This is a genomic window from Microcella sp., from assembly GCF_025808395.1.
Lineage (GTDB): Bacteria > Actinomycetota > Actinomycetes > Actinomycetales > Microbacteriaceae > Microcella.
In genome coordinates this window covers 976,494-1,002,934 of sequence record NZ_CP075524.1, presented here as the reverse complement: position 1 = coordinate 1,002,934, position 26,441 = coordinate 976,494, and the positions used below count along the sequence as shown (strand labels likewise).

The window sequence follows — 26,441 nt, the reverse complement described above, 5'->3', positions numbered from 1 at the left end:
GTGACCACGCGCGCCCCCGGGCAGAGAGACGATGACGAGCCGCGCCTCGCGCCCGTCGCCTACTTGCCCGGGGCGCGCCGTGGTGACGAGCAGGGTGTCGATGAGTACGACCCTGAGGAGTTCGCCCCAGATGGGTACGGCACAGACGAATACGGCACTGACGAGTCGCAGAGCGATTATGAGGCTGAAGAACGTCGGGCAGAGAACATCAGCATGCACGCGCTCACGCGCCGTGGTCAGTCGCGTGCCGAGATCGGGGAGCTTCTGCTGCGCCGCGACATCAACGTCTGCGTGGTCGAATCCGAGCTCGACAGGCTCGAATCGGTGGGTCTCATCGACGACAAGGCGCTCGCGCTCGAGCTCGTCGATCGCCTGCGCACCCGCAAGAAGCTCGGCCCTTCGGCGCTGCGCAACGAGCTCATGCGCCGCAAGCTCGACCGCGAGGTGATCGACGAGGCCCTGGCCGAGGCAGAGCTCGACGACGCTGCAGACGATCTTGTCGTCGAACTCGCCCGCGATCGCGCGCGTCGACTGGGCGGTCTCGACCGCTCGACGGCAGAACGACGGCTCGTCGACTTTCTCGCGCGCAAGGGCCACACCGGCTCGACGGCCCGAGACGCCGCACGACAGGCGCTCGACGAGAGCGACTCTGGCGGGGGCGTCGTGCACCGCGTGCAGTTTCGCTGAGGTCGACGACCGTAAACTGGGCGCATGTCCATGACAGCAGTCGAGCCCGTGCGCACCTACGAGGTGCGCACCTACGGCTGTCAGATGAACGTGCACGACTCTGAACGACTGAGCGGATCACTCGAAGCAGCCGGGTATGTCAAGGCCGTCGACGGCCAGGCCGACGTCGTCGTCGTCAACACCTGCGCCGTACGCGAGAACGCCGACAACAAGCTCTACGGCAACCTCGGCCACCTCGCGAGCATCAAGCGCGAGCACGAGGGCATGCAGATCGCCGTCGGCGGGTGCCTCGCGCAGAAAGACCGCTCGGTCATCTTGCAGAAGGCGCCCTACGTCGACGTCGTCTTCGGCACGCACAACATGGGGTCGTTGCCGGCCCTGCTCGAGCGGGCGCGGCACAACAACGAAGCGCAGCTCGAGATTCTCGAATCGCTCGACGTCTTTCCGTCGACGCTGCCCACGCGGCGCGAATCGACCCACAGCGGCTGGGTGAGCATCTCGGTCGGCTGCAACAACACGTGCACCTTCTGCATCGTGCCAGCGCTGCGCGGCAAAGAGAAAGACCGTCGCCCCGGCGACGTGCTCGCCGAAATGCAGGCCCTCGTCGACGACGGTGCCATCGAAGTCACCCTGCTCGGTCAGAACGTCAACTCATACGGCGTCGAGTTCGGCGACCGCCTCGCCTTCGGCAAGCTGCTGCGAGCAGCGGGCACGATCGAGGGCCTCGAGCGCATTCGCTTCACGAGCCCGCACCCCGCCGCCTTCACCGACGATGTCATCGAGGCGATGGCAGACACCCCCGCGGTCATGCCCCAGCTGCACATGCCGTTGCAGTCGGGCTCAGACCGCATTCTGAAGGCCATGCGCCGCTCCTACCGCAGCGACCGCTTCCTCGGCATTCTCGACCGCGTGCGCGAGCGCATTCCGCACGCCGCCATCACGACCGACATCATTGTCGGCTTCCCCGGTGAGACCGACGCCGACTTCGACGAGACCCTGCGCGTGGTCGAACAGTCGCGCTTCGCGAGCGCCTACACCTTCCAGTACTCGATCCGCCCCGGCACTCCTGCCGCCACCATGCCCGACCAGATTCCGAAGGCCGTCGTGCAAGAGCGCTTCGAGCGACTCATGGCGCTGCAAGACCGCATCAGTGCCGAAGAGAATCAGCGGCAGGTCGGGCGCGAGGTAGCAGTGCTCATCTCGACCGCCGAGGGCAAGAAGGACGCCGAGACCGATCGCATCTCGGGCCGCGCCGAAGACGGCAGGCTCGTGCACGTCGCACTGCCGCCGGGCGGTGAGCGGCCGCGACCCGGCGACATCGTGACGACGACCATCACCCACGCGGCATCGTTCCACCTGGTGGCCGATCACGCTGGGCCGCTGCAGATCCGCCGCACGCGGGCAGGTGACGCGTGGGATCGCGCCGAAGCCGAGAGCTGCGCTGCCCCGTCACCTCAGGCCGGCAGCGCCTCGGGGCAGGGCGGCTCTGTCTCGCTCGGGCTTCCGACCCTGCGCGTGCCCAGCTCGGTGCGAGGCTGAGCGCCCGGAGGGCATCCGCATGATCATCGCCATCACGGGGGCGACGGGAACCGGCAAGAGCGCGCTGTCGTTGCGCCTCGCCGAGCGGTTGCGAGCTCGCGGCGTGACGGTCGAAGTGGTCAACGCCGACGCCATGCAGCTGTATCGCGGCATGAACATCGGCACGGCCAAGCTGCCGCCCGCCGAACGCGAGGGCGTCGAGCACCACCTCATCGACGTGCTCGACGTCACCGACGAGGCGAGTGTCGCGCGCTACCAGCACGACGCGCGGCAGGCCATCGACGCGATCACCGCGCGCGGCAATGTGGCCATGCTCGTCGGCGGCTCGGGGCTCTACCTGGCCGCGGTGCTGACGAACTTCGAGTTTCCGGGCACCGATGCCGAGCGTCGCGCCCACTGGGAGGGCGAGCTCGAGCGGCTCGGCCTCGCGGCGCTGCACGCCGAGCTCGAGCGACGAGACCCTGAGGCGGCGGCGGCGATCGGGCCGCACAACGGTCGTCGCATCGTTCGGGCCCTCGAAGTGGGCGAGCTCACGGGCAAGCCCTTCACAGCAGGTCTCGGGGCGCGCACCGAGCCGTGGCGCCCCTACCGGCAGTTCGCACTGGGCCTTGAGCGTGCACAGCTGGTCGAGCGGCTCGATGAACGTGTGCGCTCGATGTGGCAGGGCGGCCTGCTCGACGAGGTGACCGCGCTGCTGCCGCTCGGGCTCGAGCGCGGGGTGACGGCGAGTCGGGCGATTGGCTATGCGCAGGCGATCGAGCAACTGCACGGCAGGCTCGACGAGGCGCAGGCGATCGAGCAGACGCAGGCGCTCACACGGCGATATGCCCGCCGTCAGGTGAGCTGGTTGCGTCGCGACGCTGCAACAGAGTGGGTGGATGCTGCTGCCGACGACCTCGTCGACCAGGTCGACCGTCAGGTTGCCGAGGGGCTCGTCGATAGCATGGGTTCGTGAGCGCGCTGCGAGTGACCAAGGGGCACGGCACCGGCAACGACTTCGTGCTCGTCGCCGATGCCGAGGGCGAGCTCGAGTTGAGCCCGGCGAGACGCGCGGCGATCACCGACCGCCGTTTCGGTGTCGGCGGTGACGGGCTCATCCGCGCCGTGCGCTCTGAGAACCTCGACGAGGGTCGGGCTCTGCTGGAGGAGCACCCCGACGCCGAGTGGTTCATGGACTACTCGAACAGCGATGGCAGCGTGGCCGAGATGTGCGGCAACGGCATCCGCGTGTTCGTGCACTATCTGCTCGAGACGGGCCTCGCCTCGCTCGAACCGGGGCACTCGATCGCCATCGGCACGCGGGCAGGGGTGCGCGACGTGCACCGCCTCGCCGACGGCTACGCCGCCGACCTGGGGCGTTGGGGCCTCGATGGCTCTGAGCCTCTCGTGCGCGCTCGTGAGCTGCCCGTCGCTCGGCCGGGCCTCGGCATCAGCGTCGGCAACCCGCACGTCGTGGTGGCCCTCGCGAGCGATGCCGAGCTCGACGCCCTCGATCTCAGCGCTGCACCCGTCATCGAGCCAGCGCCGCGTGGCGGTGCCAACGTGGAGTTCGTGGTGCCGTCTGACCCTCTTGTGGTCGACGGCATCGGCCGCATCCGCATGCGCGTGCACGAGCGCGGCAGCGGCGAGACGCTGTCGTGCGGCACCGGTGCTGCGGCAGCGGCTCTCGCCGTGCGGCACTGGGCGGGGTCGTCTGCGCCGAACGAGTGGCGGGTCAGCGTGCCGGGCGGCGTGCTGGGCGTGCGCATGTTCGCCGCCGAAGACGGCGAGCATGTCGGCTTGTCGGGCCCGGCCGTGCTGACGTTCGACGCCGAGCTGACTGACGTCGGCTAGCTCACTGACCGATCGTCGTGATGGGGCCGGTGAGCCCGGTGCGGTTGCGCACGCGCAGCACTCGAAAGCCTTTGTGGGTGGCGTGCCGCCCGACGCTGAGCTGGCCGCGATAGCGAGCATCCATCCAGCGCTGCAGTGAGTCTGCGCCCAGGTTGCGCGCCACGACGAGCCAGGCGTCTGCCCCCTCGCGCAGTCGGGGCAGCCAGGCGTCGAGCAGCCCGTGCAACTCGTTCTTGCCGACGCGAATCGGCGGGTTCGACCAGATGCACATGAATCGGGCGTCGTCGGGCACCTCGTGCGGCAGCGCGGTGCGAACGTTGTCGAGCCCGAGCGCTTCGGCGTTGCGGCGCGTCAGCTCGAGCGCTCGTTCGTTGACGTCGACGGCCCACACGGTCGCGTGGGGAGACTCGAGAGCGAGCGTGAGCGCTATCGGCCCCCACCCGCAACCGAGGTCGAGCAGGTCGCCGCTCGGCGGCGGTGGCGGCACGTGGCCCAGCAGCACCTGGGTGCCGGTGTCGAGGCCCGAGGGGCTGAACACCCCTCCGGCGGTCTGCAGCGTCACCGGTCGGCCGGCGAGCGTGACGTCGAGTGGGCGCGGCGTGAACTCGCCGCTCGGCTGAGCGCTGAAGTAGTGCTCGTGAGCCATGCCCAGAATCTACCGAACCTTGGCGGAGTACAGTGAACGCGATGACCGATCGAGACCGCACAGTGCCCGACGAGGGTGGCGCCGAGCTGGCGCCGTCTGATCTGCCCCGCGATGCGGGGGCGGATGCTGTGGCGCGCGTTCTGGCCCATGGCGAGTCGCGCGCGCGCTCGGTGACGCTGCACGGCGCTTCTGCGCTGCAAGATGACGCGAGCTATTCTGCCGACCGCGATGGCGATCAGTTCGATCGTGAAGATCGTGCGGCGCTGCGGCGCGTCGGCGGCCTCTCGACCGAGCTCGACGACGTCACCGAGGTCGAATACCGGCAGCTTCGTCTCGAGAACGTGGTGCTGGTCGGCATCTACCCGCAGGGTTCGCTCGACGACGCCGAGAACTCGCTGCGCGAGCTCGCCGCCCTCGCCGAGACGGCCGGGGCGGTCGTGCTCGACGGCCTGCTGCAGCGGCGGCCGCACCCCGACCCGAGCACCTATCTGGGCAAGGGCAAAGCGCGCGAGCTCGCGCTCATCGTCAAAGAGCTGGGGGCTGACACCGTCATCGCCGACACCGAGCTCGCCCCGAGCCAGCGACGTGCTCTCGAAGACGTGGTCAAGGTCAAGGTGATCGACCGCACCGCGGTGATTCTCGACATCTTCAGCCAGCACGCGAAGAGTCGTGAGGGCAAGGCGCAGGTCGAGCTCGCGCAGCTCGAATACCTGTTGCCGAGGCTGCGCGGCTGGGGTGAGTCGATGTCTCGACAGGCCGGTGGCCAGGTCGGCGCTGGGGGAGCGGGCATGGGCAGCCGTGGCCCGGGTGAGACGAAGATCGAGCTCGACCGCCGCCGCATCAACACGCGCATGGCCAAGCTGCGCCGCCAGATCAAGGGCTTCGCCCCTGCTCGGGCAGCGAAGCGCGCCAATCGAGACCGCTACTCGGTGCCGAGCGTCGCGATCGCGGGCTATACGAACGCCGGCAAGTCGAGTCTGCTCAACCGCATCACGCGTGCGGGAGTCTTGGTGGAGAACGCCCTGTTCGCCACCCTCGACCCGACGGTGCGCAAGTCGACGACTCCTGACGGGCGCCCGTACACGATCGCCGACACCGTCGGTTTCGTGCGCAATCTGCCGCATCAGCTGGTCGAGGCGTTCCGCTCGACTCTCGAAGAGGTGGCCGAGTCAGATGTGATTCTGCACGTCGTCGATGGCGCGCATCCTGACCCTGCTGCTCAGTTGTCCACCGTGCGCGACGTCATCGGCGAGGTGGGTGCGCGTGACCTGCCCGAACTGGTGGCCATCAACAAGTGCGACCTGCTCGACGACGATGCGCGACTGCTGCTGCGTGGCCTGGTGCCCGATGCGGTGTTCGTCTCGGCGAAGACCGGTGAGGGCATCGACGAGCTGCAAGACCGCATCGCGGCGATGCTGCCGAACCCCGATGTCGAGCTCACCGTGATCGTGCCGTATGAGCGCGGCGACCTCGTCTCGCTGCTGCACGAGCGTGGGCGCATCATCGACACGTCGTACGTCGAGGCCGGAACCCGGGTGCACGCTTTCGCGACACCCGAGATCGCTACGCTCGTCGAGCAGTTCGCCGTTCAGCCGACCGCGTGAGTGCTCGCTCGACCTAGACCGAGCGCAAGACCGCCACGACCTTGCCGAGCACGGTCGCGTGGTCACCCAGAATGGGTTCGTATGCAGAGTTCTGCGGCAGCAGCCAGGTGTGGCCGTCGCGCTGCTTGAACACCTTGACGGTCGCTTCGTCGTCGAGCATCGCGGCGACGATCTCGCCGTTCTCTGCCGTGTTCTGCTGACGCACGACGACCCAGTCGCCGTGGCAGATGGCCGCGTCGATCATCGAGTCGCCGACGACGGTGAGCATGAAGAGGTCGCCCTTGCCCACGAGCTGGCGGGGCAGCGGCACCACTTCTTCGACCATCTGGTCTGCCGTGATGGGAATACCCGCGGCGATGCGACCGACGAGCGGAACCATGGCGGCGTCGCCCACTGAGGGGCCCGCTGGCGTCTCAACGTCGGTGCCGAAACCGGGCTCGGGCTCGAGGTCGATGAGCACTTCGAGCGCGCGGGGGCGGTTCGGGTCGCGGCGCAGATAGCCGCTGAGCTCGAGCTGACCGAGCTGGTGCGAGACGCTCGAGAGTGATGCGAGCCCGACGGCCTCGCCGATCTCGCGCATGCTCGGCGGGTAGCCTCGGCGTGCGACCGAGGCCTGAATGACGCTGAGAATCTCGCGCTGCTTGTCGCTCAGCGTCGTGCGGCGCCGGGTGCCGGGCGCGACGGCGTCGAACTCTGAGCTCTCGTGTGTCGAGTTCTCTTCGGCCATGATCGGCTCCGTTCTGCGCAGTGCTCGAGCGCAATGTCGGTGGTCGGCAGTGGAATACTTCCGAACCCTCGAAACTCTATCCAGTCAGACGGCGCAGATCAAACATCTGTTCGAGTGTGTCGAGAAAAATCGGGCAGAAAGTGTCTCGGGGGCTTGAAACTGTGTTCGATCGAAGGTATGTTCGAAACACAGGTTCGCATGGGTTCCTCCCGGCCGAGGTGCGCATGCATCCCCCGGCATCCCCCCGATGCCGGGGGACCTGTACCACGACAGTCGAGAAAGGCCACATCATGACGGCGATCTCTTACGACAGCTGGGTGAGCACCCCTGCGCGCACGGTCGCGCCCCGCACCCGCTTGCGGCTCACGCGTCGCGGGCGCGTGGTGATCGCGGTGCTCGTGGCGCTGCCGCTCGTGCTCGCGCTCATCAGCATGGCCCTGAACGGTGGGGGAGCCACGGCTACGTCGGGCGCCTCGACCGTGACGACCGTCACCGTCGAATCGGGGCAGTCGCTGTGGCAGGTGGCGAGCATGATCGCCCCGGGCAGCTCGACGGCCGATGTCGTCTCAGACCTCATCGCGATCAACAACCTCACGAGCGCCTCGGTGCACCCCGGTCAGCAGCTCATCGTTCCCGATCGCTACGTCGACTGAGCGGGCCACCGCCCGACGTCGACTGAGCGCCTCCGGTTGCGCCCCTACGATTGAGGGCGTGACGAGTCTCGACGAACTGCCCATTCGTGACGACCTGCGGGGGCAGTCGCCGTACGGCGCCCCGCAGAAGTCGGTGCGCATCGCGCTCAACGTCAACGAGAACACGCATCCGGTGCCCGACGAGGTCGTGGCGCACGTCGCCGCCGCGGTCGAGCGCGAGCTGCGCTCGATCAACCGTTACCCCGATCGCGAGTTCACGGCGTTGCGCGAGAGTCTCGCCGGCTATCTCGCGGGGCGAGTGCGCCCCGAGCAGGTGTGGGCCGCCAACGGGTCGAACGAGGTCATTCAGCACGTGCTGCAGGCGTTCGGCGGCCCTGGCCGCACGGTGCTCGGTTTTCCTCCCACCTATTCGATGCACTCGATCATCGCGGCGAGCACGGGCACAGCGTGGGTGACGGGCGAGCGCGACGCCGATTTCACGCTGTCGCCCGACACCGCCGTGGCCGCGGTCGAGCGGCACGACCCCGACCTGGTGTTCTTGTGCGCGCCCAACAACCCCACGGGCACGCCACTGGGTCTCGACACGATCGAGGCGGTCTATGAGGCCAGCCGCGGCATCGTCATGGTCGACGAGGCGTACGCAGAGTTCATGCCAGAGGGTAAGCCAGACGCAATCGGCCTGCTCGAGGGTCGGCCGCGGCTGCTCGTCTCGCGCACCATGAGCAAGGCCTTCGCCTTTGCGGGGGCGCGGCTGGGGTATCTCGCCGCAGACGCTGCCGTCATCGACGCGCTGCGGCTCGTGCGGCTGCCCTACCACTTGTCTGCGGTGACGCAGGCCGCGGCTGTGGCGGCGCTCGAGCACGCCGAGACCATGCTGCGCACGGTCGACGTGATTCGGCAGCAGCGTGATCGGCTCATCGTCGAGCTGGCCGCGCTCGGCTTTGCCCCGCACGACAGCTGGGCCAACTTCGTGCTGTTCGGCGGTGTCGCTGACCCGCAGACGACCTTCAGTTATCTGCTCGACCACGACATCTTGATTCGCGATGTGGGGCTCGACAACCACTTGCGCGTCACCGCGGGCACCCCTGGTGAGACGACCGAGTTTCTCGAGGTGCTGGCTAGGATGGGTCGGTGAGCACACCCCGCATCGCCGAGCTTCGGCGCGAGACCAGTGAGTCGTCGATCAAGTTGCGACTCGACCTCGACGGCACCGGTCGTTCGTCGATCTCGACGAGCGTGCCCTTCTTCGACCACATGCTCACGGCGTTCGCGAAGCACTCGCTCGTCGACCTCGACGTGTCGGCAAGCGGCGATACGCACATCGACGTGCACCACACGGTCGAAGACACCGGCATCGTGCTCGGCTCAGCCATCGCGCAGGCTCTCGGCGATAAGGCCGGCATCGCGCGCTTCGGCGACGCGTTCGTGCCGCTCGATGAGGCCCTCGCTCGGGCGGTGGTCGACGTCAGCGGTCGGCCCTACCTGGTGCACTCTGGCGAGCCCGCCGGTTTCGAGCACCACCTCATCGGCGGCCACTTCACGGGTTCGATGGTGCGCCACGTCTTCGAGGCGATCACGATGCACGCGGGCTTGACGGTGCACCTCACGGTGCTTGCCGGGCGCGACCCGCACCACATCGCCGAGGCCGAGTTCAAGGCTTTCGCGCGCGCGTTTCGCCAGGCGGTGCAGCTCGATGAGCGCGTGCACGGCATTCCGTCGACCAAGGGCGCCCTCTGATCGTGACTGCGCCCGATGTGGTCGTGCTCGACTACGGCTCTGGCAACGTGCATTCGGCGGCGAAGGCCCTCGAGGCTGCGGGGGCGCGCGTCGAGCTCACGGCCGACCGCGACCGCGTGCTGGCCGCCGACGGACTCCTGGTTCCCGGTGTCGGCGCGTTCAATGCGGTGATGGATGCCCTCCGCACCGTGCGCGGCGATGAACTCATCGATCGGCGGCTCGCGGGCGGCCGACCGGTGCTCGGCATCTGCGTGGGTCAGCAGATCATGTTCGAGAGCGGAGTCGAGCGCGGCGTCGTGACGGCCGGCCTCGGGCAGTGGCCCGGAGCGGTGACCGAGCTGACCGCTGCGACGGTGCCGCACATGGGTTGGAACACCGTCGAAGCCCCGAGCGGGTCGCGCTTGTTCGCCGGAATCTCTGACGAACGCTTCTACTTCGTGCACTCGTATGCTGCGCACGAGTGGCTGCTCGACCCGCACCCGGCGATTGCTGCGCCGATGGTCACGTGGGCCGAGCACGGCGAGCGTTTCGTCGCCGCGGTCGAGAATGGTCCGCTGTGCAGCACGCAGTTTCACCCCGAGAAGTCGGGGGCGGCTGGCTTGCGCTTGCTCGCCAATTGGCTTGAGACGCTGTGATTCGTCTGTGCGTGCGGGTCAGAAGCGTCGCCGAGTCGGAGTACGATCTTGTGTTTGGCCACGTCGTTGCGTCGTCGGCCGTGAGATGACTGACACCGTGACACGATCAGAAAGCCCCGCATGAGTGAGTTCTCGAGAATCCCGACCCTGACCCTGCTTCCGGCGGTCGATGTCGCGGGGGGCAAGGCGGTGCGGCTCACGCAGGGCGAGGCCGGCACCGAGACCAATTACGGCGACCCGGTTGATGCGGCTCACGAGTTCGCCGATCAGGGTGCTGAGTGGATTCACCTGGTCGACCTCGACGCAGCGTTCGGCCGTGGCAGCAACCGCGCCGTCATCAAGAAGGTCGTCAAGACCACCCCTCGCCACGTCAACATCGAGCTGTCGGGCGGTATTCGCGACGACGCGACGCTCGAGGCAGCGCTCGCGACGGGTGCGAAGCGCATCAACTTGGGCACGGCGGCTCTTGAAAACCCCGAGTGGGCAGCGCACGTCATCGCCGAATACGGCGAGGCGATCGCCGTCGGGCTCGACGTGCGGGGCACGACGCTCGCGGCTCGTGGCTGGACGGAGGAGGGCGGCGACCTCTGGTCGGTGCTCGAGCGCCTCGAGTCGGCGGGTTGCGCTCGCTATGTGGTCACCGATGTCACGAAAGACGGCACTCTCAAAGGCCCGAACCTCGACCTGCTGCGCTCGGTCATGGAGCGCACCCACCGCCCGGTGATCGCCTCCGGTGGCGTGTCGAGCCTCGACGACATCGCCGCGCTGCGCGAACTCGTGCCGCTCGGCCTTGAGGGCACGATCGTGGGCAAGGCCCTTTATGCCGGTGCCTTCACCCTGCCCGAAGCTCTGGATGTCGCGGGCCGCTGATTCGGCGGGCCAGCCCTGGGAGGGGCGGCACTTCGAGCCCAACCCGAGCGCCGACGACGACGGTTCAGCGCCGTCGAGCTACGTCGAGGCTCGCGACGCGTTTCGCCGCGGCGAGCTGAGCTTCAGCGCTCTCGTCGACGCCGTTCGTGAGTGTCGGTTTCTCATTCCCCTCGTCGCCGTCGCGGGCGACACCGGCGTCACTGCCGACGGACTCGTGGTCGACAAGAGTCAAGAGCTGTCGATCATCACCGTGTCGGGGCCCGATGGCCGCCCGATTCTGCCCGTGTTCTCGTCGGTGGCGGCGATGAACCGCTGGCGGCCCGATGCTCGCCCCGTTCCGGCGAGTGCCGTGAGGGTCGCGCTCGCGGCGGCGAGCGAGGGCACCGATCGGGTCGTGATCGATGCGCGTTCGGCCGGCGACGAGGTCGTGCTGCCGCGCCCTGCGGTGTGGGCGATCGCGCAAGGCGAAGAGTGGGTGCCCGCGGTGGACGATGCCGGGGTGCTCGAGGCGGTGGCGCGGCCCGCGGCAGAGCATCCGCAGATCTGGGCGGTCTCGCTCGTGGCCGGTGATCCGCTCGCGCGCGGCGCTGGCCCCGAGGTGATCGTGCGTCTCGCGATCGAACCGGGGCTCGACGGGGATGCCCTGCGCACCATCATCGGCGCCCTCACCGCCGCGTGGTCGAACGATGCGACGGTCGCCGAGCGCATCGACTCGCTCACGGTGCAGCCCGTGGCCGCTTCGAGCGAGTAGCCCGCCCCGCCGAATCGGTAGCTGCGGAGCAGAGCACACGCGGGAACATCGATCATGGCGACTCCACGTCGACGGTGATTGAGTACGTGCGCGATGTCACCAATCGCATTGTGGCTCGCTCGGTGACAGTGCCGGGTGAGTCGGCGGTCACAACTCGCTACGCCCACACTGCCGCCGCTGATCTGTCTGGTCTGGTGGTGGATGCTGGCGGTGCCATCACGGAATACACGGTCTCTCTTCCCGGTGGCGCAGCAGTGCGCTTCGTGCTCGGTGCTGAGCCTCGTGAGCAGTGGACGTATCCGAACCTGCACGGCTCGATCATCCTCGAAGCCGACGGCGACGGAGTGCGAGCGGCAGTGATTCGGCCTGGGCTTGGTGCCGTCCTCTGTTCCAGGGTGGAACCTAGGCATACGAGAGATCGGTCTAGAGACGGAGTACCGAGCGGGTCAGGTGCTCGCCGGGGAGCCACCCCGAACACCCGAGACGGGTTGACCTCGTCGAGTTCGTCAACGGGCTGCACCGCGATCAGGGGAGTGACCCGAGAACCCCTACGACACGGGCCCCGTGAGCTTCTCGCCCGGCCCCATGCCCGGGGCATCCGGAAACGGCGAGGCCTCGCGAAAGGCGAGCTGCACCGAGCGCAGACCGTCGCGCAGCACGCGCGCGTGGTGATCTCCGAGCTCGGGTGCCGAGGCGGTGATGAGCCCGGCGAGGGCGATGATGAGTTTGCGGGCTTCGGCGAGGTCGATCTCGTCGTCGCCGTTCTCTGAGAGCCCGCACTTGACCGCGGCAGCACTCAAGAGGTGCACGGCGACGGTGTTGATGATCTCGACGGCCGGAACCTCTGCGATGTCGCGCGAAGGGTCGGTGTCGGTGGCGCTCTCGCTCATGAGACCTTTCACCTGCTATTGTTGTGCGGGCTCCGGGGCCAGACCCCCGGTACGAAAGTGGAGTCACCTCCCACCCGCGCTTGACCGACTACTAGGTTACCGGGTCGCATCACCCCGTTCGACGGCTGGAAGGCCGCGCGAAGTCCGTGGGTGGTACTGGTTTGCGCCAGGGAATTCCTCCGCTTTCACCACAGCACCACCCGTGTTGACACAGCAGAGGAGAATCGCATCAGCGAACCGAGAACGAACGATCGCATCCGTGTGCCCGAGGTGCGCCTCGTCGGCCCAGCAGGAGAACAGGTCGGAGTCGTCAAGATCGAGGTTGCCCTGCGCCTGGCGCAAGAGGCAGACCTCGACCTCGTCGAAGTTGCCCCGAACTCGAAGCCGCCCGTGGTCAAGATCATGGACTACGGCAAGTTCAAGTACGAGGCTGCGCAGAAGGCCAAAGAGGCCCGACGCAATCAGGCGAACACCATCCTCAAAGAGGTGCGTTTTCGCTTGAAGATCGACAAGCACGACTACGAGACCAAGCGCAAGCGCGCTGAAGGCTTCTTGCAGGCTGGCGACAAGGTCAAGGCCATGATCCTCTTTCGCGGGCGCGAGCAGTCACGCCCCGAGCAGGGGGTGCGATTGCTGCAGCGCTTCGCAGAAGATGTTGCCGAGTTCGGCACCGTCGAGTCGACGCCGATGATCGACGGCCGCAACATGGTGATGATCATCGGGCCGTTGCGCACGAAGGCCGACGCGAAGGCAGAACAGATGGCGGCACGTGCTGCCACCAAGGCGGCTCGCAAAGAGACCAACGAACCTGCCACCGCAACACCAGAGACTTCCGACGGCGACTGAACCCGTCGGTGCAGAACCACGACGAAACGAGGAAGAAATGCCTAAGCAGAAGACGCACTCCGGTGCGAAGAAGCGATTCAAGTTGACCGGCTCAGGCAAGGTCATGAAGCAGGGTGCCGGCATGCGCCACAACCTGGAGAAGAAGTCGAGCAAGGTCACGCGTCGTCTGAACCGCGAGGTCGTGCTCGCGCCGCAAGACGCCAAGGTCATCAAGAAGCTCATCGGCAAGAAGTAAGACCCGAGACGAAACTGAAGGACTGAAGAAATGGCAAGAGTCAAGCGGGCGGTCAACGCCCACAAGAAGCGTCGGGTCATCCTCGAGCGGGCCGAGGGCTACCGCGGTCAGCGGTCGCGCCTCTACCGCAAGGCCAAAGAGCAGGTCACGCACTCGCTCGTCTACTCGTACCGCGACCGCCGTGCGAAGAAGGGCGAGTTCCGTCGCCTCTGGATTCAGCGCATCAACGCTGCGTCGCGCGCCAACGGTCTCACCTACAACCGCCTCATCCAGGGTCTCGGCCTTGCGGGCGTCGAGGTTGACCGTCGCATGCTCGCCGAGTTGGCCGTCAACGAGCCGGCGGCGTTCACCGCTCTCGTGAAGGTGGCCAAAGAGGCTCTTCCGGCAGACACGTCTGCTCCGAAGACCGACGCGGCCTGATCGCCTCACGATTCGTCATCGCGGCGTGCCCCTCACTGGGGGCGCGCCGCGTTCGTGTTCGCGCGGCCGTGTTCACCGTGCGTTCATACCCCGATCGCTAGCATGGCGCTGTGATCGACAACCCGCGCTCGCCCCGCGTGCGCGCGGCGGCCAAACTCGCGAAGAAGAACCAGCGGTCTGAGACCGGGCTCTTCCTCATCGAGGGGCCGCAGGCGGTGCTCGAGGCACTGCACTATCGGCCAGAGCTCGTCGTCGAGATCTTCATCACCTCGGCGGCCCTCGACCGCCACCCGGCCATCGCTCGCGAGGCTGCGCGGTCTGACGTGCGCGTCGAATCGGCGACGGATGCTGTGCTCACCACCATCGCCGACACCGTCACCCCGCAGGGAGTCGTCGCGGTCTGCCGGCAGTTTCCCCTCGCACTCGACGAGCTGCTGCAGCGCCGCCCCACACTTGTGGCGGTGCTCGAAGAGGTGCGCGACCCCGGCAATGCGGGCACCATCATCAGGGTTGCCGACGCCGCGGGCGCCGATGCCGTCATCCTCACCGGCACAAGCGTCGACGTCTTCAACCCCAAGGTCGTGCGCGCCACGACGGGCTCGCTCTTCCACCTGCCCGTCGTCGTCTCGGTCGAGCTCGAGTCGACCCTGCAGCGCTTGCGCGAGGCGGGTTCACGCATTCTCGCCGCCGACATCTCGGGTGACGATCTGCTTGCCGTGCGGTCAGACGGTCACCTCGACGGCCCCACGGCGTGGCTCTTCGGCAACGAAGCGCGAGGGCTCACCGACGAGCAACTGCAGCTCGCCGACCGCGCGGTGATCGTGCCGATCTACGGCAAGGCAGAGTCGCTCAACCTCGCCACCGCAGCAGCGGTGTGCCTCTACGAGAGCGCCTTCGCCCAGCGGGCGACCGCTGCCGCTCACCCGCACTAAACTCGTCTTTCGTGCCGTCACAGCCCGCGATCACCGAATCCGCCGTCGACTCTGCCGTCAAGGCCGCCCTCGAGGCGATCGCCGCCGCGACCGACTCGGCCGCGCTGAAGGCCGCGAAGTCGGCGCACGTCGGCGAGTCATCAGCGCTCGCAGCGCTCAGTGCACAGCTGCGCGACGTTCCGGGTGACCAGAAGGCGGCAGCCGGCAAGCTCGTCGGCCAGGCTCGAGCGCGGGTCACTCAGGCGATCGCCGACCGCGAGGCCGAACTGGTCGCGGGTGAAGAGCAAGCACGGCTCGAGGCCGAAGCGATCGATGTGACGGGCATCCCGCCCCTGCGTCTGCCCGGTGCGCGCCACCCGCTGACGACGCTCATGGAGCAGATGAGCGACATCTTCGTCGGGATGGGCTGGGAGGTCGACGAGGGCCCAGAGCTCGAGAACGACTGGTTCAACTTCGACGCCCTCAACTTCGCGCCCGATCACCCCGCGCGCGCCATGCAAGACACCTTCTTCGTCGAGCCAGAAGAGCGCCACCTGCTGCTGCGCACGCACACGAGCCCCGTGCAGTCGCGGTCGATGCTGCGCCGAGGGGTTCCGCTCTACATCGTCGCGCCCGGCCGCGTCTACCGCACCGACGAGCTCGACGCCACGCACACCCCCGTCTTTCACCAGATGGAGGGCATCGCCATCGACAAAGGGCTCACGATGGCCCACTTGCGCGGATCACTCGAGCACCTCGCGCGAGCACTGTTCGGCGAAGGTGCTCGCATTCGGTTGCGCCCCTCATACTTTCCGTTCACCGAGCCGAGCGCCGAGCTCGACGTGTGGCATCCGACCTTTCGCGAAGGCCCGCGCTGGATCGAGTGGGGCGGCTGCGGCATGGTCAACCCCAACGTGCTGCGGTCGGCCGGCATCGACCCCGAGGTCTATCAGGGCTTCGCGTTCGGCATGGGAGTCGAGCGCACGCTCATGTTCCGCAACGGGGTGAGCGACATGCGCGACATGGTCGAAGGCGATGTGCGCTTCTCACAGCAGTTCGGAATGGTGGTCTGATGCGGGTTTCACTGTCGTGGCTGCGCGACTACGTCGACGTGCCGAAGACCGGCGACCCGATGGGCGACGCCGAAGCGGTGCACGCGGCACTCGTGCGCGTCGGCCTCGAAGAAGAAGAGATTCACGGCTCGCCGCTCACGGGCCCGATCGTCGTCGGGCAGGTGCTCGAATTCGTTGACGAGCCGCAGTCGAACGGCAAGACCATCCGCTGGTGCCAGGTGCAGACCGGGCCAGACGAGGTTCGCGGCATCGTCTGCGGCGCGCACAATTTCGAGGTCGGCGACAAGGTTGTCGTCTCGCTGCCGGGAGCCGTGCTGCCCGGGCCGTTCGAGATCTCGGCCCGCAAGACCTACGGCCACGTCTCTGACGGCATGATCGCGAGCGCTCGCGAACTCGGCCTCGGCGACGAGCACGACGGCATTCTGCGCCTGGCCACGCTCGAGCTCGACCCCGAGGTGGGCACCGACGCGATCGCCCTGCTCGGCCTCGACGACGTCGCGGTCGAGATCAACGTGACCCCCGACCGCGGCTACGCGCTGTCGATGCGGGGCGTCGCGCGCGAGTACTCGCACTCGACGGGCTCGGTGTTTCGCGACCCGGCGCTCGCCGTCACCCCGAGCCGGGCATCCGGCTTCGAGGTCGTCGTGCGCGATGACGCACCCATTCGCTCGGTGCCCGGGTGCGATGCGTTCGTCACGCGCGTCGTGCGCGGCATCGATACGTCGCGACCGACTCCGGCATGGATGATCTCCCGTTTGTCGCTCGCGGGCATCCGCTCGATCTCTCTCGTCGTCGACGTGACCAACTACGTCATGCTCGAACTCGGCCAGCCGATTCACGCCTACGACCTGCAGAAGCTCAGCGGAGGCATCACGGTGCGCCGAGCACGCGCGGGCGAGACCCTCGTGACCCTCGACGACCAGACCCGCACCCTGCACCCCGAAGACCTGCTCATCACCGACGGGTCGGGGCCGATCGGCCTCGCGGGGGTCATGGGCGGCGCGAGCACCGAGATCTCATCGACGACGGTCGACGTGCTCATCGAGGCCGCGCGCTTCGAGCCCGTCTCGATCGCCCGCACCGCCAAGCGGCACAAACTGCCGAGCGAGGCCTCACGCCGCTTCGTGCGCGTCGTCGACCCGCTCGTGGCCGAACCCGCGGCGCAGCGCGTCGTCGACCTGCTCGTCGAGCTCGCCGGCGGCACCGCCGACGACCTCGGGTCGGCCTGGGTCGACGCACCGAGCCCTCGCACGATTCACGTGGCCGAAGGCTACGTCGACGCACTCGTCGGAGTCGACTTCTCGCTCGACGAGATCACCGACTCGCTCGAGGCGATCGGATGCTCGCTCACGGTCGAGACCGACGGCTGGCTCGTGACGCCGCCGAGTTGGCGACCCGACCTCATCGACGCGGCCTCGCTCGCCGAAGAGGTGGCGCGCATCGTGGGCTACGACCGCATTCCGGCGGTGCTGCCGATCGCGCCCCCGGGGCGCGGGCTCACCCGAGCCCAGCGCGTGCGCCGCGCGGTGGCCAACGCCCTCGCAGCCTCGGGTCTCACCGAAGTGCTCGCCTACCCCTTCGTGTCACAAGCCGATAACGCGCTCATCGACGGGCCCGAGGCGTCGAGCATGGTCGTCGCCAACCCCATCGACTCTGAGGCGGCTCGACTGCGACGCAGCCTGATTCCCGGGCTCGTGCGCATCGCGCACCGCAACGTGTCGCGCGGCCTCACCGACGTGAGCCTGTTCGAGATCGGCACGGTGTTCTTACCCGAGGCCGGTCAGCGCTACGGCGTCGACGACGTGCCGCCGGGCGGCGCCCGGCCGAGTGACGCGCAGTTGGCCGAGCTGCAGCAGAGCATCCCGCAGCAGCCCCGCTATGTGACGGCACTGTTCGTCGGCGAGCGGCGCCCGCGCGGAATCGACCAGAGCGCCGAAGCCGCGGGCATCGCCGACGCGCTCGACGCCGCGCGTGCCATCGCCTCGGTCGTCGGCGTCGAACTGCGCGTCGACACCGCCACGCATCCCGCGCTGCACCCGGGGCGCACGGCGTCGCTGTGGGTTGGCGAGACCCCTGTCGGGGTCGCGGGCGAACTGCTGCCCGCCGTCGCACTCGAGCGCGACCTGCCGCGACAGGTCGGCGTGCTCGAACTCGACCTCGACGCGCTCATCGAGCTGGGCTCGAGCGAGGTCGTCGCGGGTCGCATCGTCGGGTTTCCCGCTGCCACGCAAGACCTCACCGTCGTGGTCGATGAGTCGGTGACGGCCGGAGCCGTGCGCGACGCCGTCGTCGAGGGTGCGGGCGCGCTGCTCGAAGACGCGCAGATCGTCGACGACTATCGCGGAACCGGCCTCGAACCCGGCACCAAAGCCATTACCCTCGCGCTGCGCTTCAGGGCAGACGACCGCACCTTGACGGCCGCTGAAGCGACCGAGGCCAAGCTCGCGGGGCTTGCACTCGCCGCCGAGCGGCTGGGCGCGACGCTACGCGCCTGACCGCTGCGGTTGCGCGCCTGAAAGCTGCGGTTGCGCGACCTTGCGCTCTACGGTTGCGCGACCCTGCAGGGTGAGCGCTCTGCGGTTGCGCGACCCTCCAGGCGTGCACGAATCGACGCCGAGTGGTCACTTGTTGCTGCTACGTCTGGGTGTAGCGGCAACAACTGACCAGTCGTGGGGGTTCTGAACCTCTGCAGCACGTGTCAGCACCTTGTGCCGCCGCAGACCGTCGCGGGCTCACCAAGAGGTTCACCAATGCCGGGCAGCACCCTCGACCTGTCACTTCGGCCGTCCATCGGTCACTTATGACGTCTCGACTCAGTACTGCCCACAACAAGTGACCGATGGATCGTTTCAAGACCGGCACAACGCGAGGTCAACCGCCGGTGCCGCCTCGCGTAGCCCACCCGGGCAACCCGCGCGATCACGTTGCCCCGAGCAACTCTCCCGAGCAACCCACCCCGAGCAACCACCCCGACTAACCACCCCGACCAACCCACCCCGAGCAACACCAAGGCGCGGCACCCGCAAGGGATGCCGCGCCCGAGTCACTGCCGCGAGAGCTACTACTTCTTGCCACCGCCGAGCAGTCCGCCGAGGGCGCCGACGATGAGCTCTTGACCCTGCGGGCTCGACACGAGGCTGCCGAGCATATCGGCGAGCGGGTTTGCGGCAGCGGCGGGCTCAGCCTTTGCGGCAGGCTCAGCCTTCTGTCCCATGAACTGGTTGGCGACGAACGCCAGCACGATCGGCGCGATGATCGGCAGCACCTGAGCGACGATCGCGCCGATGTCGACGCCCTCGGCCTTCGCGTCGGCCTTCGCGGCCGCGGCCTTGGCCACGTCGTTCTTCTTTGACCCGAACACGTGAGAGACGATCTTCTCGCCGTCTTCTTCGTCGATGTCGGCGAGCTTCTTCGGGGTGCGGCCGGCGTGGTGCCCGAGCGCACTCTCGAGCGACTTCGCCCCGTCTTTGTCTTTCGCGTTGGCGGCGAGCCCACCGACGATGGCGGGAACAGCGACGGCGACCGCAGCCTTCGCGACGTTCTCGTCGACGCCGATCTTCTTGGCGATGTCACCGATCGGGATGAGGTTGATGAGGCTGCTCAGGTCGTCCATGCTCTTGCTCCTTCATTCGACGGGCGGCCTCGCGCGCGCCCGTGTCGAATTCACATCGTATTGTCTGCAAAGGTTAAGCACATGTCCTATTCGGTGGCGGTCGCTGGGGCCAGCGGCTATGCGGGTGGCGAGGTGTTGCGCTTGCTCGCTGACCACCCTCAGGTTGACATTCGCACGGTGACGGCGCACAGCAACGCCGGGCAACCACTGGTCGAGGTGCACCCGCACTTGCGCTCGCTCGACCATCTGACCCTGGTCGAGACCACCGCTGAGCAGCTCGCCGGCCACGACGCCGTCGTGCTCGCGCTGCCGCACGGCGCCTCGGGCGCAATCGCCGCGCAGCTGCCCGACGACACTCTCGTGCTCGACTGCGGCGCCGACCACCGGCTCGAGAGTGCCGACGACTGGGCGCGCTTCTACGGGGGCGAGCACCGCGGAGCATGGGCCTACGGGCTTCCTGAACTGGTGCTCGCCGACGGTGGCCGCCAACGGTCGCGCCTCGAAGGCGCGCGCCGCATAGCCGTGCCCGGGTGCAACGTGACGGCGGTGACGCTGGGGCTCGCACCGGGCATCCAAAGCGGAGTCATCGAAGCGCACGACCTGACGGCGGTGCTCGCCGTCGGGCCGAGTGGGGCCGGGCGCACGTTGCGCACCGATCTGCTGGCAAGCGAACTGCTGGGCGCCGCGACGCCGTATGCCGTCGGGGGAGTGCACCGGCATGTTCCCGAGATGCTGCAGAACGTGCGCTGGGCGGGTGCCGACCGGCCCACCATCTCGTTCACGCCCGTGCTCGTGCCGATGGCGCGCGGCATTCTCGCGACGGTCACGGCGCGACTCGCGCCGGGCGCTGATGCCTCGAGCGTGCGCGCCGCATGGCAGTCTGCCTACGCCGACGAGCCGTTCGTGCACGTGCTGCCCGAGGGGCGGTTTCCGTCGACGAGTTCGGTCGTCGGCGCCAACACGGCGCTCATCGGCCTCGCGGTCGACGACGACGCGCAACGCGTGGTCATCGTCGTCGCGATCGACAACCTCGTGAAGGGCACGGCGGGTGCGGCCGTGCAGTCGCTCAACCTCGCGCTCGGCCTCGACGAGACCCTCGGCCTGCCCGTGAACGGAGTCGCCCCGTGAGTGTCACCCGCCCCCTCGGTTTCGTCGCCGCTGGAGTCGCCTGCGGCCTGAAGTCGAGCGGCGGCAAAGACCTGGCGCTCGTCGTCAATCAGGGCCCCTCGAAGGCCGCCGCTGCGGTATTCACGAGCAACCGCGCCAAGGCGCACCCCGTGCTCTGGTCGCAGCAGGTGATCGCCGACGGCGAGGTGAGCGCGATCGTGCTCAATTCGGGCGGCGCCAATTGCTTCACCGGGCCCGAGGGCTTTCAGGTGACGCACGCGACGGCCGAGTTCGTGGCCGGCATGCTCGACGACGTGTCGGCGGGCGACGTGCTGGTCTGCTCGACGGGCCTCATCGGCGAACCGCTCGACAAGAAGAAGCTGCTCGATGGAGTGGCCGTCGCCAGCCAAGTGCTGAGCGCCGAGGGCGGCCCCGATGCGGCCCTCGCGATCATGACGACCGACTCGGTGCCGAAAGAGTCGTGGCTGTCGTCAGACGGCTGGTCGATCGGCGGCATGGCGAAGGGGGCCGGGATGCTCGCTCCGGGCCTCGCCACGATGCTGGTCGTGCTCACCACCGACGCCGACCTCTCGTCGGCCGAACTCGATGCCGCGCTGCGCGAGGCGACCCGCACGACCTTCGACCGCATCGACTCTGATGGCTGCATGTCGACCAACGACACGGTGGCGCTGCTCGCGAGCGGAGCATCCGGAATCCGCCCCGAACTCGACCGGTTCACGATGTCGCTGAGGGCCGTCTGCTACAGCCTCGCCGAGCAGCTGATCACCGACGCCGAGGGGGCGAGCCACGACATTCGCATCAGGGTCGAGGGCGCGGCGACCGAGGCCGACGCCGTCGAGGTGGCGCGGTCGGTCGCGCGCAGCAACCTGTTCAAGGCGGCCATGTTCGGCAACGACCCCAACTGGGGGCGCGTGCTCGCCGCGATCGGCACGACGCAGGCCGACTTCGACCCCTACGCCGTCGACGTCTCGTTCAACGAGGTGCGGCTGTGCCACGCGGGGGCGCCCGATCGCCCGCGCACCGAGGTCGACTTGAGCGGCCGGGGCATTCGCGTGCTCATCGAGCTGCACGCCGGTGAGGCCGAGGCCGAGATCTACACCAACGACCTCACGCACGATTACGTGCACGAGAACAGCGCGTACTCGAGCTGAGGCCACCGTGAGCGAATTGAGAGACCCGGCGACCGTCGCCGACGACCACGCCCAAGCAGCAGTGAAAGCCGCGACCCTCATCGAGTCGCTGCCGTGGCTGCAGCGCTTTCGCGACCGCATCGTCGTCATCAAGTTCGGCGGCAACGCGATGGTGAGCGACGACTTGCAGCGCGCGTTCGCCGAAGACATGGTCTACTTGCGCACCGTCGGCTTGCGGCCCGTCATCGTGCACGGCGGGGGCCCCCAGATCTCGGCGATGCTCGACAAGTTCGGCATCGAGAGCGAGTTTCGCGGCGGCTATCGCGTGACGAGCCCCGAAGCCATGGAGGTCGTGCGCATGGTGCTCACGGGCCAGATCAGTCGATCGCTCGTGAGCCTCATCAATGAGCACGGGCCGTTCGCGGCCGCGATCTCGGGTGAAGACGCGGGGCTCTTCCGGGGTCGGCGTCGAGGTGTCATGATCGACGGCGCTGAAGTCGATCTCGGCCTCGTGGGCGACGTCGTGCACGTCGACCCCGCCGCTGTGCTCGCGCAGCTCGACGCGGGGCGCATCCCCGTCGTGTCGTCGATCGCGCCAGACAGCGACACACCGGGGCAGAGCCTCAACGTCAACGCCGACTCTGCGGCTGCGGCGCTCGCCGTGGCGCTCGGCGCTGAGAAGCTCGTGATTCTCACCGACGTCGCGGGGCTCTACCGCGACTGGCCCGACACGAGTTCGCTCGTCTCGTCGATCGAGGCAGACGAGCTGCGCGCGCTGCTGCCGAGCCTCGAGTCGGGCATGATTCCGAAGATGACGGCGTGCCTCGATGCGGTCGACGGCGGCGTCTCGAAGGCGGCGATCATCGACGGCCGCATTCCGCACTCGATTCTGCTCGAGATCTTCACGCAGGCCGGCATCGGCACCGAGGTGGTCGCGTGAGGCACGGTGCTGAGACGGATGCTCTGCGCGAGCGCTTCGCCCGTGTCGCGATGCGCTCTGCCCCGAGCCCGATGGCCGTGCTCGACCACGGTCGCGGCGCTCTGGTGCGCGATGTCGACGGCAACGAGTACCTCGACTTTCTCTCGGGCATCGCCGTCAACTCGCTCGGTCATGCGCACCCCGTGGTCGTCGAGGCGATCGCCGCCCAGGCCGCGCGCGCCGTGCACGTCAGCAACTACTTCACTACTCGGCCCGCGGTCGAGTTCGCCGAGCGGCTCGTGCGACTCGCCGGCTTCGGCGACACGGGCCGCGTCTACCCGGCCAACTCGGGCGCCGAAGCCATCGAAGCCGCCGTCAAGCTGGCGAGGCGCACGGGTCGGCCCCGCATTCTCGCCTTCGAGGGCGGCTTTCACGGCCGCACGATGGGCGCTCTGGCCGTGACCGGCAAGCCGGCCCTGCGCGAGCCCTTCGAGCCCATGCTGCCGGGCATCGAGCACCTGCCGACCGAGCTCGCGGCGCTCGCCGCCGCGCTCGGCCCCGACGTCGCCGCCGTCATTCTCGAGCCCATCAAGGGCGAGGCCGGCGTGGTTCCGCTGCCCGAGGGCTTTCTCGCCGAGGCGCGTCGGCTCACGCGCGAGCATGGCGCGCTGCTCATCGTCGACGAGATTCAGACCGGGGCGGGGCGCACGGGCGAGTGGTTCGCCTTCCAGCGTGAGCTCGCTGACGACCTGCCCGACGCGATCGTCGTGGCGAAAGGCATCGGCGGGGGAGTGCCCATCGGTGCTCTCGTCACGCGCGGCGCGGCAAGCGAGCTGTTCACGCTCGGCCAGCACGGGTCGACCTTCGGCGGAAATCCGTTGTCGACGGCGGTCGCCGGGGCCGTGCTCGCCGAGATCGAACGGGCCGACCTCGTCGGCAACGCGGCTCGGCGGGGCGAGCAGCTGCGGCAGGGCATCCTGAGCCTCGATTCGTCCCTCGTCGCCGAGGTGCGCGGTCGCGGGCTCTTGCTCGGCATCGGGCTCACCGCGCCGCTCGCGCACCGCGTCGTCGCCGAAGCGCTCGACCGCGGCCTCATCATCAACGCCGCGACCGACGAGAGCCTTCGACTCGCGCCGCCGCTCATCATCGGCGATGCTGAGATCGCTCGCTTTCTCGACCTGTTCGCCGCGAGCCTGCATGCAGCGCACGCGACCGTCGACACCCCGGAGGCCGACCAGCCATGACCGCACCCGCCGCACGCCACTTCTTGCGAGACGACGACATCACGCCCGCCGAGCAGGCCCAGATTCTCGACCTCGCCATGCAGATCAAGGCCGACCGCTGGGCGCGCACACCCCTCGCCGGCCCGCAGACGGTCGCCGTCATCTTCGACAAGTCGTCGACCCGCACGCGCGTGAGCTTCGCGGTCGGCATCGCCGACCTCGGGGGAGTGCCCCTCATCATCTCGACCGCGAGCAGCCAGCTGGGCGGCAAAGAGACGCCGAGCGACACGGCGCGCGTGCTCGAGCGCATGGTCGCGGCGATCGTGTGGCGCACCTACGCGCAGTCGGGGCTCGAGGCGATGGCCGCGGGCACCACGGTGCCGGTCGTCAACGCGCTGAGCGATGACTTTCACCCCTGCCAGCTGCTCGCCGACCTGCTGACGATTCGCGAGCACCGCGGCGACCTCGCCGGGCTCACGGTGGCTTTTCTCGGCGACGGCGCGAGCAACATGGCGCAGTCATACCTGCTGGCGGGAGCCACGGCAGGCATGCACGTGCGCGTCGCGGCCCCTGAGGCGTTCGCCCCGACCGCCGCCGTCGTCGCCGATGCCGAGCGGCGCGCGGCCGAGATGGGCGGCTCGATCACCGTCACCACTGACCCGGTGGCTGCCGTGACGGGCGCCGACGTCGTCGTCACCGATACGTGGGTATCGATGGGCAAAGAAGACGAGAAGGCGCACCGCGTGGCGACGTTCGGCGCCTTTCAGGTCGACCCTGCGATGATGGCGCACGCGAAGCCCGATGCGCTGTTCTTGCACTGCCTGCCCGCCGACCGCGGCTACGAGGTGACCGCCGAGGTCATCGACGGCCCCCAATCGGTGATCTGGGATGAAGCCGAGAACCGGCTGCACGCCCAGAAGGCGCTGCTGGTCTGGCTCTTGGCGCAGTCGTCGGCGGGTGCGCGATGAGCGGCGCCACGAACGAGGGCTCGCTCTGGGGCGCGCGCTTCAGCGACGGACCCTCGCCTGAACTGCAGCGCCTCAGCCGCTCGACCCAGTTCGACTGGCAGCTCGGCGGCTACGACATTCGGGGTTCGCGCGCTCACGCTCGCGCCCTCGCCGCGGCGGGCTACCTGACCGACGACGACCTCGAGCGGATGCTCGCCGGCCTCGACGCCCTCGAGGCGCGCTGGGCAGATGGCAGCCTGCAACCTCGGCCAGACGACGAAGACGTGCATGGTGCTCTCGAGGCGGCGCTCGTCGCCGAGGTCGGCGCAGAGTTGGGCGGGCGCTTGCGCGCTGGGCGCAGCCGCAACGACCAGATCGCCACGCTCGTGCGGCTCTATCTGCGCGACCACGGTGCCGTGATCGCGCGCGAAGTGCGGTCGCTCATCGAGGCCCTCGCGGCGCAGGCAGACGCGCATCCTGATGCCGTCATGCCGGGCCGCACCCACTTGCAGCACGCGCAGCCGGTGCTGCTCGCGCATCACCTGCTGGCGCACGCGTGGCCGCTCGTGCGCGACCTCGAGCGCTTGCGCGACTGGGCGGCACGCAGTGACCGCTCGCCGTACGGCGCTGGCGCGCTCGCGGGGTCGAGTCTGGGCCTCGACCCGGCCCTCGTCGCCACTGAGCTGGGGTTCAGCGGCCCGACCGAGAACTCGATCGACGCGACGGCCGCGCGAGACCTCGTCGCCGAGTTCGCCTACATCGCGGCGCAGCTCGGCGTCGACCTGTCGCGTCTCGCCGAAGAGATCATCATCTGGAACACGCGCGAATTCGGCTACGTCACCCTGCACGACGGCTACTCGACCGGCTCGTCGATCATGCCGCAGAAGAAGAACCCCGACATTGCCGAGCTCGCGCGCGGCAAGGCCGGGCGCCTCATCGGCGACCTGACGGGGCTGCTGAGCACCCTCAAAGGCCTGCCGCTCGCGTACAACCGCGACCTGCAAGAAGACAAAGAGCCCGTGTTCGACGCCGTCCAGACGCTCGAAGTGCTGCTGCCGGCGTTCACCGGCATGGTGGCGACGCTGCGCTTCGACACCGAGCGCATGGCCGCGCTCGCCCCTCAGGGCTTCTCGTTGGCGACAGACGTCGCCGACTGGCTCGTGCGGCAGGGTGTGCCGTTTCGCGAGGCGCACGAGATCTCGGGCGCGCTGGTCGCGCACTGCGAGCAGCGCGGCCTCGAGCTGCACGAGCCGAGCGACGCCGACTACGCAGCGATCGACGCGCGCCTGACCGCCGGTGTGCGCGACGTGCTCACGGTCGAGGGCTCGATCGCCTCGCGTGCGGGCGCGGGCGGCACGGCCCCGGCCGCCGTGGCTGCGCAACGCGCGCACCTCACCGAGCGCCTCGCGGCTCTGCCCTGACCA

General features: G+C 68.6%; 27 protein-coding genes. 23 read left to right on the top strand and 4 right to left on the bottom strand.

From position 1 onward, the window contains the following. From KIT89_RS04940 to dapF, 4 genes are read left to right on the top strand one after another with little or no spacing between them, the layout of a single operon-like run. Positions 1–687 carry a regulatory protein RecX gene (locus tag KIT89_RS04940; RefSeq protein WP_297603519.1) on the top strand — a complete coding sequence of 229 codons (687 nt, stop codon included), beginning with the start codon at positions 1–3 and terminating at the stop codon, positions 685–687. A gap of 24 nt (positions 688–711) precedes the next feature. Further along, positions 712–2,226, top strand: a complete 1,515-nt coding sequence (gene miaB, locus KIT89_RS04935; protein ID WP_297603518.1) for a tRNA (N6-isopentenyl adenosine(37)-C2)-methylthiotransferase MiaB — start codon at positions 712–714, stop codon at positions 2,224–2,226. Between the two features lie 19 nt (positions 2,227–2,245). Then, positions 2,246–3,181 (top strand): tRNA (adenosine(37)-N6)-dimethylallyltransferase MiaA, encoded by a 936-nt coding sequence (gene miaA, locus KIT89_RS04930; protein ID WP_297603516.1) that lies wholly within the window; start codon positions 2,246–2,248, stop codon positions 3,179–3,181. Beyond that, a complete protein-coding gene (gene dapF, locus KIT89_RS04925) occupies positions 3,178–4,059 on the top strand; it encodes a diaminopimelate epimerase (RefSeq protein WP_297603515.1) in 882 nt (293 codons plus the stop codon). Before miaA ends, dapF begins: the two co-directional genes overlap by 4 nt. A 1-nt stretch (position 4,060) precedes the next feature. On the opposite strand, the gene KIT89_RS04920 is transcribed toward dapF, so the two are convergent. Beyond that, positions 4,061–4,705, bottom strand: coding sequence for a methyltransferase (locus KIT89_RS04920; RefSeq protein ID WP_297603513.1), 645 nt, complete (start codon positions 4,703–4,705; stop codon positions 4,061–4,063). A gap of 41 nt (positions 4,706–4,746) precedes the next feature. Between KIT89_RS04920 and hflX the strand changes: the two genes are divergently transcribed. Then, positions 4,747–6,309 (top strand): GTPase HflX, encoded by a 1,563-nt coding sequence (hflX, locus tag KIT89_RS04915; protein WP_297603511.1) that lies wholly within the window; start codon positions 4,747–4,749, stop codon positions 6,307–6,309. Positions 6,310–6,322: 13 nt separating this feature from the next. On the opposite strand, the gene lexA is transcribed toward hflX, so the two are convergent. Beyond that, entirely contained in the window at positions 6,323–7,036 is a 714-nt protein-coding gene (gene lexA, locus KIT89_RS04910; RefSeq protein ID WP_297603509.1) for a transcriptional repressor LexA, read from the bottom strand. Between the two features lie 290 nt (positions 7,037–7,326). Here lexA and KIT89_RS04905 point away from each other — a divergent pair, with 290 nt between their 5' ends. The 6 genes from KIT89_RS04905 to KIT89_RS04880 all read left to right on the top strand — a co-directional run bounded on the left by KIT89_RS04905 (position 7,327) and on the right by KIT89_RS04880 (position 11,682). Next, complete coding sequence (locus tag KIT89_RS04905; protein ID WP_297603507.1) at positions 7,327–7,689, top strand: LysM peptidoglycan-binding domain-containing protein; 363 nt, start codon at positions 7,327–7,329, stop codon at positions 7,687–7,689. A gap of 58 nt (positions 7,690–7,747) precedes the next feature. After that, positions 7,748–8,824 (top strand): histidinol-phosphate transaminase, encoded by a 1,077-nt coding sequence (locus KIT89_RS04900; protein WP_297603506.1) that lies wholly within the window; start codon positions 7,748–7,750, stop codon positions 8,822–8,824. Further along, positions 8,821–9,426 carry an imidazoleglycerol-phosphate dehydratase HisB gene (hisB, locus tag KIT89_RS04895; RefSeq protein WP_297603504.1) on the top strand — a complete coding sequence of 202 codons (606 nt, stop codon included), beginning with the start codon at positions 8,821–8,823 and terminating at the stop codon, positions 9,424–9,426. Before KIT89_RS04900 ends, hisB begins: the two co-directional genes overlap by 4 nt. 2 nt (positions 9,427–9,428) lie before the next feature. Beyond that, a complete protein-coding gene (gene hisH, locus KIT89_RS04890; protein WP_297603502.1) occupies positions 9,429–10,061 on the top strand; it encodes an imidazole glycerol phosphate synthase subunit HisH in 633 nt (210 codons plus the stop codon). 120 nt (positions 10,062–10,181) lie between these two features. Then, entirely contained in the window at positions 10,182–10,931 is a 750-nt protein-coding gene (gene priA, locus KIT89_RS04885) for a bifunctional 1-(5-phosphoribosyl)-5-((5-phosphoribosylamino)methylideneamino)imidazole-4-carboxamide isomerase/phosphoribosylanthranilate isomerase PriA (protein ID WP_297603500.1), read from the top strand. Then, a complete protein-coding gene (locus tag KIT89_RS04880) occupies positions 10,915–11,682 on the top strand; it encodes an SseB family protein (RefSeq protein ID WP_297603498.1) in 768 nt (255 codons plus the stop codon). The genes priA and KIT89_RS04880 overlap by 17 nt, the downstream gene beginning before the upstream one ends. Before the next feature lie 548 nt (positions 11,683–12,230). Here the strand turns inward: KIT89_RS04880 and KIT89_RS04875 are convergent. Continuing rightward, on the bottom strand, positions 12,231–12,572 hold the full coding sequence (locus tag KIT89_RS04875; protein WP_297603496.1) for a DUF1844 domain-containing protein: 342 nt from the start codon (positions 12,570–12,572) through the stop codon (positions 12,231–12,233). A gap of 228 nt (positions 12,573–12,800) precedes the next feature. Between KIT89_RS04875 and infC the strand changes: the two genes are divergently transcribed. The 6 genes from infC to pheT all read left to right on the top strand — a co-directional run bounded on the left by infC (position 12,801) and on the right by pheT (position 18,552). Continuing rightward, positions 12,801–13,418: a translation initiation factor IF-3 gene (gene infC / locus KIT89_RS04870; protein WP_297603906.1), complete on the top strand. Its 618-nt coding sequence runs from the start codon at positions 12,801–12,803 to the stop codon at positions 13,416–13,418. A 37-nt stretch (positions 13,419–13,455) separates the two neighbouring features. Further along, entirely contained in the window at positions 13,456–13,653 is a 198-nt protein-coding gene (gene rpmI, locus KIT89_RS04865; RefSeq protein ID WP_293167643.1) for a 50S ribosomal protein L35, read from the top strand. A gap of 30 nt (positions 13,654–13,683) precedes the next feature. Continuing rightward, entirely contained in the window at positions 13,684–14,073 is a 390-nt protein-coding gene (gene rplT / locus KIT89_RS04860; RefSeq protein ID WP_293167641.1) for a 50S ribosomal protein L20, read from the top strand. Positions 14,074–14,183: 110 nt separating this feature from the next. After that, positions 14,184–15,005, top strand: a complete 822-nt coding sequence (locus KIT89_RS04855; protein ID WP_297603495.1) for an RNA methyltransferase — start codon at positions 14,184–14,186, stop codon at positions 15,003–15,005. An 11-nt stretch (positions 15,006–15,016) separates the two neighbouring features. Next, on the top strand, positions 15,017–16,057 hold the full coding sequence (pheS, locus tag KIT89_RS04850) for a phenylalanine--tRNA ligase subunit alpha (RefSeq protein ID WP_297603493.1): 1,041 nt from the start codon (positions 15,017–15,019) through the stop codon (positions 16,055–16,057). Next, entirely contained in the window at positions 16,057–18,552 is a 2,496-nt protein-coding gene (gene pheT / locus KIT89_RS04845; protein ID WP_297603492.1) for a phenylalanine--tRNA ligase subunit beta, read from the top strand. Before pheS ends, pheT begins: the two co-directional genes overlap by 1 nt. A 566-nt stretch (positions 18,553–19,118) precedes the next feature. Here the strand turns inward: pheT and KIT89_RS04840 are convergent. Further along, on the bottom strand, positions 19,119–19,670 hold the full coding sequence (locus tag KIT89_RS04840; protein WP_297603491.1) for a DUF937 domain-containing protein: 552 nt from the start codon (positions 19,668–19,670) through the stop codon (positions 19,119–19,121). An 81-nt stretch (positions 19,671–19,751) separates the two neighbouring features. Here KIT89_RS04840 and argC point away from each other — a divergent pair, with 81 nt between their 5' ends. From argC to argH, 6 genes are read left to right on the top strand one after another with little or no spacing between them, the layout of a single operon-like run. Next, positions 19,752–20,798 (top strand): N-acetyl-gamma-glutamyl-phosphate reductase, encoded by a 1,047-nt coding sequence (gene argC, locus KIT89_RS04835; protein WP_297603489.1) that lies wholly within the window; start codon positions 19,752–19,754, stop codon positions 20,796–20,798. Next, complete coding sequence (gene argJ, locus KIT89_RS04830) at positions 20,795–21,949, top strand: bifunctional glutamate N-acetyltransferase/amino-acid acetyltransferase ArgJ (RefSeq protein ID WP_297603488.1); 1,155 nt, start codon at positions 20,795–20,797, stop codon at positions 21,947–21,949. The genes argC and argJ overlap by 4 nt, the downstream gene beginning before the upstream one ends. A 16-nt stretch (positions 21,950–21,965) precedes the next feature. Next, a complete protein-coding gene (argB, locus tag KIT89_RS04825; RefSeq protein ID WP_297603905.1) occupies positions 21,966–22,868 on the top strand; it encodes an acetylglutamate kinase in 903 nt (300 codons plus the stop codon). Beyond that, on the top strand, positions 22,865–24,091 hold the full coding sequence (locus KIT89_RS04820) for an acetylornithine transaminase (protein WP_297603487.1): 1,227 nt from the start codon (positions 22,865–22,867) through the stop codon (positions 24,089–24,091). Before argB ends, KIT89_RS04820 begins: the two co-directional genes overlap by 4 nt. Further along, positions 24,088–25,038, top strand: coding sequence for an ornithine carbamoyltransferase (argF, locus tag KIT89_RS04815; RefSeq protein WP_297603486.1), 951 nt, complete (start codon positions 24,088–24,090; stop codon positions 25,036–25,038). The genes KIT89_RS04820 and argF overlap by 4 nt, the downstream gene beginning before the upstream one ends. Continuing rightward, entirely contained in the window at positions 25,035–26,438 is a 1,404-nt protein-coding gene (gene argH, locus KIT89_RS04810; protein WP_297603485.1) for an argininosuccinate lyase, read from the top strand. The genes argF and argH overlap by 4 nt, the downstream gene beginning before the upstream one ends. The last annotated feature ends 3 nt before the right edge of the window (positions 26,439–26,441 follow it).

Excerpts from the sequence above, each read along its gene's own strand:
- rpmI (WP_293167643.1), top strand. The coding sequence starts at position 13,456 with ATGCCTAAGCAGAAGACGCACTCCGGTGCGAAGAAGCGATTCAAGTTG.
- priA (WP_297603500.1), top strand. The coding sequence starts at position 10,182 with ATGAGTGAGTTCTCGAGAATCCCGACCCTGACCCTGCTTCCGGCGGTC.
- KIT89_RS04840 (WP_297603491.1), bottom strand. The coding sequence starts at position 19,670 with ATGGACGACCTGAGCAGCCTCATCAACCTCATCCCGATCGGTGACATC.
- argH (WP_297603485.1), top strand. The coding sequence starts at position 25,035 with ATGAGCGGCGCCACGAACGAGGGCTCGCTCTGGGGCGCGCGCTTCAGC.
- pheT (WP_297603492.1), top strand. The coding sequence starts at position 16,057 with ATGCGGGTTTCACTGTCGTGGCTGCGCGACTACGTCGACGTGCCGAAG.
- hflX (WP_297603511.1), top strand. The coding sequence starts at position 4,747 with ATGACCGATCGAGACCGCACAGTGCCCGACGAGGGTGGCGCCGAGCTG.
- argF (WP_297603486.1), top strand. The coding sequence starts at position 24,088 with ATGACCGCACCCGCCGCACGCCACTTCTTGCGAGACGACGACATCACG.
- argC (WP_297603489.1), top strand. The coding sequence starts at position 19,752 with ATGTCCTATTCGGTGGCGGTCGCTGGGGCCAGCGGCTATGCGGGTGGC.
- miaB (WP_297603518.1), top strand. The coding sequence starts at position 712 with ATGTCCATGACAGCAGTCGAGCCCGTGCGCACCTACGAGGTGCGCACC.
- KIT89_RS04880 (WP_297603498.1), top strand. The coding sequence starts at position 10,915 with ATGTCGCGGGCCGCTGATTCGGCGGGCCAGCCCTGGGAGGGGCGGCAC.
- KIT89_RS04875 (WP_297603496.1), bottom strand. The coding sequence starts at position 12,572 with ATGAGCGAGAGCGCCACCGACACCGACCCTTCGCGCGACATCGCAGAG.
- lexA (WP_297603509.1), bottom strand. The coding sequence starts at position 7,036 with ATGGCCGAAGAGAACTCGACACACGAGAGCTCAGAGTTCGACGCCGTC.
- KIT89_RS04920 (WP_297603513.1), bottom strand. The coding sequence starts at position 4,705 with ATGGCTCACGAGCACTACTTCAGCGCTCAGCCGAGCGGCGAGTTCACG.
- rplT (WP_293167641.1), top strand. The coding sequence starts at position 13,684 with ATGGCAAGAGTCAAGCGGGCGGTCAACGCCCACAAGAAGCGTCGGGTC.
- miaA (WP_297603516.1), top strand. The coding sequence starts at position 2,246 with ATGATCATCGCCATCACGGGGGCGACGGGAACCGGCAAGAGCGCGCTG.
- KIT89_RS04905 (WP_297603507.1), top strand. The coding sequence starts at position 7,327 with ATGACGGCGATCTCTTACGACAGCTGGGTGAGCACCCCTGCGCGCACG.